This window comes from Pseudomonas sp. RL (assembly GCF_000647775.1).
Classification (GTDB): domain Bacteria; phylum Pseudomonadota; class Gammaproteobacteria; order Pseudomonadales; family Pseudomonadaceae; genus Serpens; species Serpens flexibilis.
This window is the reverse complement of the sequence record NZ_JBOY01000159.1, coordinates 1-8,974: the sequence shown is the minus strand read 5'-3', so window position 1 is coordinate 8,974 and position 8,974 is coordinate 1. Positions and strand designations below refer to the sequence as shown.

The window sequence follows — 8,974 nt, the reverse complement described above, 5'->3', positions numbered from 1 at the left end:
CTGTGGCCACCGAGGCCAGTTCGGCGCTGCCGGCGCCGCCGGGCAGCAGGCTCAGCTGGCCGGCGCCCAGCGCCAGCACCTGGACCAGCACTGTCCAGGCCCAGGGCAGCGTGCTGCCCAGGCCCTGCAGGGTCAGGTAGAGCACGCTGTAGCGCAGCAGCCAGTGCAACGCGGTGAGCACGAACACCCCCAGCAGCACCCGGCGCGGTAGTCGCAGGCTGTCCTGCAGCGCATTGCGAAAGCCCAGCACCTTGCGCCCCCAGTGCACGCGCCGCCGCCAGGGCACGCCCAGTCGCGCCAGCAGATGGCCACAGATGCGCAAGAGGCGGCGGTGGTTCCAGGCCAGCAGGAAGGCCAGTGTCAGCCCGCTGATCAGCAGGAGCAGGCTGGCACCGAGCATCCAGCCCAGGCGCGAGCTCAGCGCGTTGAACAGCGCATAGCAGAAGATGCCCAGCAGCGCGCAGGCGAACACCAGCAGATCGCCCAGTTGTTCGACGGTGAAGATCGCCGTGCCCTGGGCCGGCCGCAGGCCGTGGCGCATCAGCAGGGCCATCAGGGTCAGCGGCCCGCCGGCCCCGGCCGGCGTCGCGCAGATGGCGAACTCCGTGGCCATCACCACGCCCAGCGCCCGGCCCTGGCCCATCGGCCGACCGACCAGCAGCAGGCGCAGGCGCAGCGCGTTGAGATTCCAGCCCAGCAGGATCATGCCCAGCATGGCCAACAGCAGCCCCGGGGGAAAGGTGCGCAGCCGCTCCCACAGCCCGCTGCCGCCCAGCAGCAGGGGCACCAGCGCGGCGGCCAGCAGCGCGCAGGCCAGCAGCCAGAGACCGCGCTTCATGCGGCCGCTCGCTGCGTCCTGCAGTGCTCCAGCCAGGCCGACTTGGTCAGGGGAATGCGGCCGCTGTCGAGCAGGCGGCGCACGGTGGCCAGCCAGAAGGCCCGCCCGCTGGGGTGGCGCAGATCCTCCGGATGCAGCGCCAGACGCAACACCGGCGCCTGCTGGTAGCGCCGCAACTGGGCTGCGCACCAGGCCTGGGACAGGCCGCGCCGCCAGGCACTGCGACTGGTCCACACCAGCGTCGGCGCAGGCAGCGCGGTGAAGTTGGGCAGCAGCAGCAGGCTGCGTGGATCGCTGGTATAGCGCAGCCCGCTGCGGGCCAGGGCGCGCCGCGTGCCGGCGCTCATCAGCCAGGCCGGGGCGACGAACCCCTGCAGCGGCCAGCCGAGGCGCTTAAACAGCTCGACGCCTCGGGCCAGGCGCTCGCCGGCGCGCTGTTCATCGAGACGGAAGAACTCGCCCTCGCGGGTGTAGACGCGGCGCATGAACCAGTCGCGCGGATCGCGCGGCGGCGGTTCGTCGTCGCAGTGATGGAAGCCATGCAGGATCAGCTCGTCGCCCCGCGCCAGGCGCTGTTCGAGGATGTCACGCAGCGGACTCGCCTGCAGGGGGTGGCGATGGTGGAAGTTGGGCACCACCAGCCAGCTCAGGGGCAGCGGACCGAGCTGGTCGAGCGCCTCCACGAACGGCCGGTACTGCGGCCAGCCGGGTGGCGCCACGTCATGCAGGACGATCAGCAGGTGCCGCTCAGCCATGCACCACCGCCGGCAGTTCTGTAACGCCTAGCACGGCGCGGTAATGACCCAGCAGGCCGGCGACCACCGTGTCCCAGGAATAGTGACGCTCCACATGCCGGCGGGCCTGGCTGCCCAGTTGCCGGGGATCGCCTTCGAACAGCATCCGCACGGCCTGGGCCATGGAGGCGCCGTCGTTGGGCCGGCACAGCTGCCCGCAGTGCGGGGGTACGATCTCGGCCAGCGCCCCGGCGCGCACCGCTACCACCGGGATGCCGCTGGCCATGGCCTCCAGCACCACCAGGCCGAAGGTTTCCTGGTTGCCGGCGTGCAGCAGCGCGTCGCTGCTGGCCATCAGCCGCGCCACCTCGGTGGCGGGGCAGAAGTGGTTGATCACCGTGACATTGGCCGGCACCCGGGTGGGCATGCCGGAGCCGACCAGCAGCAGGTGGAAGGGATGCCCCAGGCGTTGTGCGCAGTCCAGCAACACCGGCAGGCGTTTTTCCCGCGAGCCGCGCCCGGCGAAGATCAGCAGCCGGGTCGCGTCGTCCAGGCCCAGCTGGCGTCGCAGGCCCTCGTCACGGTGGCGCGGGTGGAAGGTGTCCAGGTCGACGCCCAGCGGCTGCACGTGAACCTGCGTCACGCCCAGCCGCCGAAGTTTGTCGGCCATCACCTGGCTGGGCGCCAGCACGCGTTCGAAATTGCCATACAGGCGGGCGATATAGGCGTCCAGGTTGGTGTCCAGCCAGGGGCCGATGCGGTTGCGCACCAGACGCGGCAGGTCCGAGTGATAGAAGCCGATCACCGGCACGTCCAGGCGCCGACCGGCGTCCAGCGCCGCCCAGGCGGTCAGGTAGGGGTCGCCGACCTCGATCAGGTCCGGCTGCAGCGCGCGCAGCAGGTTACGCCACGGCGTGCGGCGTATGGGAAAGCGGTAGCCCCGGGCGAAGGGCAGCGGCGGGGTGGGGATGCGGTAGATGCCGTCGTGCTGGCTGTAGCTGTCGCCCGGAATCAGCAGGCTGTGCTGCACGCCGGGGTAGGCGCACAGGCGGCGGTGCTTGGCGTCCAGATAGGTGCGTACTCCGCCGCTGGCCGGCGCGTAGAACATCGTCATGTCAGCGATATGCACAGCATTCCTCCGTTGCGATCCGCTTCGATTGACCGTGCCGGACAGCGGGTGTTCGAAGGCTCTCTTCCTTCAAGACCGAAGCTTAGACGCGAACCTCGCACCCTTCGGGCTTTGTCACGCCGCCGTCATGCCGCTGTCACCGCCCCGACACCGACCCTCCCTAGCATCGCGCTTGCCCACACTGCCCGACCGGCGGAGAAGCCGGCCAAGGAGACAAGCATGATGCGTTCCCCCAGCCGCCTGCAGGCGGTGCGCCTGAGCGGTGACGACCAGCTGCGCGAAGCCCAGGCCCTGCGTTATCGCGTGTTCAGCCAGGCCTTCGAGGCCCGCCTGCCGGGTGCCGACGAGGGGCTGGATCGCGACGATTACGATCCCCACTGCCTGCACATCGGTGTGCGCGACCTGGACAGCGGTGCGCTGGTGGCCACCACCCGCCTGCTCGACCACCAGGCGGCGCGCGGCCTGGGGCGCTTCTACAGCGAAGGGGAATTCCAGCTGCGCGGTCCGGCGCTGAGCCAGGGGCCGTTGCTGGAGATCGGCCGCACCTGCGTGGATGCCGCCTATCGCAACGGCGCGACCATCGGCGTGCTGTGGAGCGAACTGGCGGAAATCCTCAACGAGGGCGGCTACCGCTACCTGATGGGCTGCGCCAGCATTCCGATGCGCGACGGCGGCATCCAGGCGCGCGCGGTGATGCAGCGCCTGCGCGACAGCTACCTGTGCCACGAGCACCTGCGCGCCGAGCCGCTCAATCCGCTGCCGGCGCTGGACATGGCGCTGCCCGACAACCTGGTGGCCGAACTGCCGCCGCTGCTCAAGGCCTACCTGCGCCTGGGCGCGAAGATCTGTGGCGAGCCCTGCTGGGACCCGGACTTCCAGGTCGCCGACCTGTTCATCCTGCTGCGCCGCGAAGACCTCTGCCCGCGCTACGCCCGGCACTTCAAGGCCGCGGTATGAGGCGGCTGCGGCTGGCCTGGCGCCTGCCGCGCCTGGTGGCGGTGCTGCTGCTGGGCGTGCTGTTCTCACTGCTGCTGGCGCTGGTCGAGCCGCTGTGGCGCGGCGATCGCCTGACGCTGCGTCTGCGCCTGACTCGGCGTTTCCACGCCGCGCTGGCGGCAGCCCTGCCGTTTCGCGTCACGCTGATCGGCGAGGTGCCGCAGGAGCCACGGTTGTGGGTCGGCAACCATGTGTCCTGGACCGATATCCCGCTGCTCGGCCAACTGCTGCCACTGGCCTTCCTGGCCAAGGCGGAAGTGCGCGGCTGGCCGCTGCTCGGCTGGCTGGCCGAGCAGGGCGGCACGCTGTTCATTCGTCGGGGCAACGGCGACGGCGCGAAAGTAGCAGAGCAACTCGCCGAGCGCCTGGGCCGACCCGGCGCGCTGGCGCTGTTCCCGGAAGGCACCAGCACGGACGGCACGCAGGTGCGCACCTTTCACGGTCGCCTGCTGGGCAGTGCCACGCAGGCCGGTGTGCCGCTGCAGCCGGTGGCCATTCGTTATCTGCGTGGCGGGCGCATCGACCCGCTGGCGCCGTTCATCGGCGACGATGAGCTGCCCGGCCACCTGCTGCGCCTGCTCGGCGCCGAAGTGGCTGAGGTGCATATCCATCTGCTGCCGCCTATCGACAGTCGCGGCAGGAGCCGGGACGAGCTGGCGCGGCTGAGCCGGCAAGCCGTGGCGCAGGCGCTGGGGTTGGCGGATCCTGCGGCGGCATAAGGCTGTAGGGTGGGCAACGTTGTTCTTGCCCACCATGGTGGTGGCCGCGGGTTCTGTCTGGCGGCCAGGAAGGCGCTGGCCGCCCTACGCCGACCGCTGCTCTTCGGCGAAACGCATCAATTGCGGATAGAACGCGCGGAAGTCCTCCCACAGCGGGTCGTAAAGGCGTGCCAGCTCATCTTCCGCAGCGTCCAGCAGCTGCGGGCGCGACAGGCGGCGGCGCATGGCATCGACCACCCGAGGCAACGTGTCGAAATGGCGGTAGCTGCCCAGCCAGTCCTGGGCGGCCATGCGCGGGGCGATCAGCGCCAGGTGGCCGGGCAGCTCCGGGGTCACCGCCAGCACCCGGTACACGCGCCCGGTGAACTGCGGCAGGGATTCGCCGGCGTAGTCATCCCAGGCCCGCGCCAGGCAATGATCGAAGAACAGGTCGAGCAGGATGCCCGAGGTGCGCCGCCGCTCGGCGGGGAAGCGCGCACGGGCGGCCAGCACCGCCGGGTGGTTGTCGGTGAAGGCATCGATGCGCCGGTGCAGACGGATCGCCGCCTCGATGTCGGCGGCAAAGCGCCCGGCCAGCGGTCCCTTGACGAAATCGCCGTACAGGCTGCCGAGCAACTGGGCCGGCGCGGGGCCGCCGAGGTGCAGATGGGCGAGGTAGTTCATGGGTGGAAGCTTACCGCGAGGGCGTGGGCCGCGCATGCCGGTGGTCAGGCGGCCGGCAGGCCACGGGGTCGTAGGGTAGACAACGGCGCAGCCTTGTCTACCGGGCGTTGCGCACGGTCGGCCGGTGGAAAATCGCTGCGCGAGTTTTCCACCCTACGGGGCGGGACGCGGCGGAGACCGACGCTGCGCGAGCAATCCATGCGAAAGACCGGCTCCGCGCCGGGTCCAATTGGCGTTGACTACTCTCGACCGTCTTGCGTGAGCGTCCGCCATGTCCCAACCGACCGATCTGCACATCCGCCCCCGTCGTCTGGCGTCCGGCCTGCCGGATCCGCTGCCGCGCCACTGGCACGGTGGCAATGCCTTCAAGAGTCATCTGTTCAACGCCATGTCGGTGCTGTTCCCCGATGGCGAGCGCTTCTTCATCGATTCGGTACGGCTGTTCCGTGAGCAAGTCACCGATGACGAACTGAAGGAACAGATTCGCGGCTTCATCGGCCAGGAAGGCCACCATAGCCGCGAACACCTGGAGTACAGCCAGCGCCTGCGCGAGCTGGGCTATGACATCGACGCCATCGAGCGCCGGCTGAAACGACGGCTGGCGTTCATTCAGCGCCACCTGCCGGATCGCCTGCAACTCGCTGCCACCTGCGCGGTCGAACACCTGACCGCCATCATGGCCAACGCCTTGCTGTCCAACCCGGACTGGATGGAAGGCGCCGACCCGCGCCTGGCGCGCCTGTGGCGCTGGCACGCGCTGGAGGAAACCGAGCACAAGGCGGTGGCGTTCGATCTCTACCTGCAGGTCTGCGGCAGTCCCTGGCTGCGCCGCCGGGCGATGCTGCAGAGCACGATCTTCTTTACCTGGGACACCACGCGCGGGCTGATCCATTTCCTGCGCCGCGACGGCCTGCTCTGGAACTGGGGTGTCTGGCGCGATGGTCTGGGCTGGCTGTGGGGACGGCGCGGCATCTTCCGGCCGCTGGTGCGCGATTACCTGGACTTCTACCGGCGCGATTTCCATCCCTGGCAGCACGACAACCGGGCCTTGATGGTCCGCTATCAGGAAGAGTTTGCCGGCGAGGTGCTCGGGCGGGGCTAGTTGAACCCGTGGGGCGGTCAAGCACCCGCCCCACGGTGTGCCAGCCGGCTCTGCTGGCCTGACCATGTCCCGTCTGTCACAAAGAATTCACCCGACATAGGTGGTTCTACTCACGCGCCCGAAATGTGCGTGATGTCACAATGCCAGTTGATTGTGTGATCTGCGATGCAGGAATCGACTGCGCATGCCTCCCCGGAATTCTTCTGTTGTTGCTCTCGCGGCCCTGGCCGTTCTCAACCTGTTGATCTGCACCTGGCTGGCGTCGGTCTGGTGGCAGGGTCTGTTGTGGGCGGCCGCCCTGGCGGGGCTGCTGCTCTGGGTCGGCCGTTCCCCGGCGGGCGTGCGGGAGGAGTCGCAACCCGCAGCTGATCTCCCGGACCCGGAGCAGACCGAGCGCCTGCAGCGCTTGCAGGCGCTGACCGGCAGCGTGGTGCCGATGTGGAACCGCCACCTGGGGCTGGCCCGTCAGCAGATGGGCGATGCCATCGGCAACCTGGGCAGCGGCTTCAGCGGTCTCAACCAGCGCCTGCTGGCCGGCGACCAGATGGCCGGTGGCGAGCTGGGCAATCGCGCCATTGCCGCCATCGACCAGGCCGAGCAGGGCCTGCAGAGCCTGGTCGAGGCCCTGCGCCAGACCCAGCAGTACCGCGCCAGCCTGGTCAGCGAAATCCTCGGCATCGCCGGCCACACCAACCAATTGCGGCGCATGGCCGAACAGGTCGGCGAGATCGCCGACCAGACCAACCTGCTGGCCCTGAACGCCGCCATCGAAGCGGCCCGCGCCGGCGATGCCGGGCGCGGTTTCTCGGTGGTCGCCGACGAGGTGCGCAAGCTCTCCAACCAGTCCGGCGAGGCCGGCAAGCAGATTCGCGAGACGGTGAAGACCGTGACCGACGCCATCCACAAGGCCGAGACCCTGTCGCAATCCTTCGCCGAGCGCGAGCAGGCGCTGGTCAGCGACTCCAGCCAACTGGCCGAGCAGATCGTCGCCCAGTTCGCCGACACCAGCCGCGCGCTGCAGGACTCGCTGCAGCAACTGCGCGACGAGCGCGGGCTGATCGAGCACGACCTGGCCCAGCTGATCGTCAACCTGCAGTTCCAGGACCGCGTCGACCAGATCATCAGCCACGTCACCGCCGACATGGAGCGCCTGCAGGCCTGCGCCCGCGACCTGGCCGAGTGCGATCTGGCCAGGCTCGGCGTCGAGCAGTGGCTCAAGCGCCTGGCCGGCACCTACACCACGCTGGAGCAGCAGGCGCTGCACGACGGTCGGCGCAACAGTGCGGCCGCCGCTTCCTCCTCCGTCACCTTCTTCTGATTCAAAGGAGCATTCGATGAGCAAGACAATCCTGGTCGTGGACGACTCCGCCAGCATGCGCCAGATGATCGGCCTGACCCTCAAGGGCGCCGGTTACAGCGTCATCGAGGCCACCGATGGCAAGGACGCGCTGGGCAAGCTGGACGGCCGCAAGATCAACCTGATCGTCTCCGACGTGAACATGCCCAACATGGACGGCATCGCCTTCGTTCAGGCCGCCAAGCAGGTGGCCGGCTACCGCTTCACCCCGGTGATCATGCTCACCACCGAAGGCAGCGAAGACAAGAAGCAGCAGGGCAAGGCCGCCGGCGTGCGCGCCTGGATGGTCAAGCCGTTCCAGCCGGCGATGCTGCTGGACGCCGTTTCCAAGCTGGTGATCTGAACCCATGACGCCCAGCGATCCCAACGCCGTGCTGCAACTGGGTGGCGCCTTCACCATCGAACGCGCCGCCGAGCTCAAGGGCCTGCTGCTGCAGCAGATCATGGCGGAACGCCCCGAGTGCCTGGGCCTGCGCGGCATCACCGAGCTGGACACCGCTGGCCTGCAGCTGCTGCTGGCCATCAAGCGCTGCTGGCCGCGCCTGCGCCTGGTCGAGCCGAGCCCGGCGGTGTGCCAGGTGGTGGATCTGCTGCGACTCGAAGATTTCATCGAGTAGTCGGAGGACGAGATGGATATGCAAGCGGTGCGCAGCGTACTGCTCGAGGAAGCCCGCGAGCTGCTGGCCACCTACGAACACACCCTGCTCGAAGTCGAGGCCCATGGCCTGGACGGCGAGCGGATCAATGCGATCTTCCGTGCCGCCCACACCCTCAAGGGGTCGTCGGGCATGTTCAACCTGCAGCTGGTGGTGAGTTTCACCCACCTGCTGGAGAACCTGCTGGTGCGCGTGCGCAGCGGCGAGCAGCCGATGGACGGCGCGCTGATCAGCCTGCTGCTGCGCTGCGGCGACTACCTGAGCCGGTTGTTCGACAAGGTGGCGCTCGGCCTGGATGACGAAGATCCCGACCCGGCGCTGCGTGCCGAGTTGAGCGCAGCGCTGGCCGGCTACCTGGGCGAGGTGCAGGTGCTCAAGCCGCTGGCCGGCGTGCCGGTGCGCGGCAACGCGCAGGACTGGCTGATCGGCATTCACTGCCACCCCGAGCTGTTCCACCATGGCCTCGATCCGCTGCCGTTCATCCAGTACCTGATCGGCATGGGCGAGCTGCTGGAGCTGGCCCTGGACCGCGAGCTGATTCCCAGCCTCGAGGACATCGACCCGGAGACCTGTTACTTCAAGGTCGACCTGCTGCTGCGCACCGACGCCAGCCGCGAGGCGCTGCTGCAGGCGCTGGAGTTCATCCAGGAAGACTGCGACATCAGCCTGGAGCCGCTGGAAGCCATCGTCGCCGAGGCGCCGGAAGCTCCAGAGGCCAGCGAGCCGGCGCCCGTCGAGTCCGCCGCCCCGGCAAGCTCCCCCGCGGCGCCGGCCGCCTCA

11 protein-coding genes are annotated in these 8,974 nt (G+C 69.1%); 7 read left to right on the top strand and 4 right to left on the bottom strand.

Annotated features, from left to right (window positions below; genetic code table 11):
• From AS93_RS0117510 to AS93_RS0117500, 3 genes are all read right to left on the bottom strand, one after another.
• The coding region (locus AS93_RS0117510) for a lysylphosphatidylglycerol synthase transmembrane domain-containing protein (protein ID WP_037009937.1) at nucleotides 1–838 on the bottom strand (838 nt) is incomplete at its 3' end.
• Entirely contained in the window at nucleotides 835–1,593 is a 759-nt protein-coding gene (locus AS93_RS0117505) for a polysaccharide deacetylase family protein (protein WP_027591794.1), read from the bottom strand. The genes AS93_RS0117510 and AS93_RS0117505, both read right to left, overlap by 4 nt.
• Entirely contained in the window at nucleotides 1,586–2,701 is a 1,116-nt protein-coding gene (locus tag AS93_RS0117500; protein WP_027591793.1) for a glycosyltransferase family 1 protein, read from the bottom strand. Before AS93_RS0117500 ends, AS93_RS0117505 begins: the two co-directional genes overlap by 8 nt.
• Nucleotides 2,702–2,920: 219 nt before the next feature.
• Here AS93_RS0117500 and olsB point away from each other — a divergent pair, with 219 nt between their 5' ends.
• Nucleotides 2,921–3,658: an L-ornithine N(alpha)-acyltransferase gene (gene olsB, locus AS93_RS0117495; protein WP_027591792.1), complete on the top strand. Its 738-nt coding sequence runs from the start codon at nucleotides 2,921–2,923 to the stop codon at nucleotides 3,656–3,658.
• On the top strand, nucleotides 3,655–4,416 hold the full coding sequence (locus AS93_RS0117490; protein WP_027591791.1) for a lysophospholipid acyltransferase family protein: 762 nt from the start codon (nucleotides 3,655–3,657) through the stop codon (nucleotides 4,414–4,416). The genes olsB and AS93_RS0117490 overlap by 4 nt, the downstream gene beginning before the upstream one ends.
• A gap of 84 nt (nucleotides 4,417–4,500) precedes the next feature.
• On the opposite strand, the gene AS93_RS0117485 is transcribed toward AS93_RS0117490, so the two are convergent.
• Nucleotides 4,501–5,079, bottom strand: a complete 579-nt coding sequence (locus tag AS93_RS0117485) for an ACP phosphodiesterase (protein ID WP_027591790.1) — start codon at nucleotides 5,077–5,079, stop codon at nucleotides 4,501–4,503.
• A 271-nt stretch (nucleotides 5,080–5,350) separates the two neighbouring features.
• On the opposite strand from AS93_RS0117485, the gene AS93_RS0117480 reads away from it, so the two are divergent.
• From AS93_RS0117480 to AS93_RS0117460, 5 genes are all read left to right on the top strand, one after another.
• Complete coding sequence (locus AS93_RS0117480) at nucleotides 5,351–6,181, top strand: metal-dependent hydrolase (protein WP_037009932.1); 831 nt, start codon at nucleotides 5,351–5,353, stop codon at nucleotides 6,179–6,181.
• A 184-nt stretch (nucleotides 6,182–6,365) separates the two neighbouring features.
• A complete protein-coding gene (locus AS93_RS19750; protein ID WP_051587532.1) occupies nucleotides 6,366–7,499 on the top strand; it encodes a methyl-accepting chemotaxis protein in 1,134 nt (377 codons plus the stop codon).
• A 16-nt stretch (nucleotides 7,500–7,515) separates the two neighbouring features.
• Nucleotides 7,516–7,881, top strand: coding sequence for a response regulator (locus AS93_RS0117470; protein WP_027591788.1), 366 nt, complete (start codon nucleotides 7,516–7,518; stop codon nucleotides 7,879–7,881).
• A gap of 4 nt (nucleotides 7,882–7,885) precedes the next feature.
• Nucleotides 7,886–8,155 carry an STAS domain-containing protein gene (locus AS93_RS0117465; RefSeq protein WP_027591787.1) on the top strand — a complete coding sequence of 90 codons (270 nt, stop codon included), beginning with the start codon at nucleotides 7,886–7,888 and terminating at the stop codon, nucleotides 8,153–8,155.
• A 12-nt stretch (nucleotides 8,156–8,167) separates the two neighbouring features.
• Nucleotides 8,168–8,974 (top strand): Hpt domain-containing protein (locus AS93_RS0117460; protein WP_027591786.1); only part of this gene is annotated, 807 nt, incomplete at its 3' end.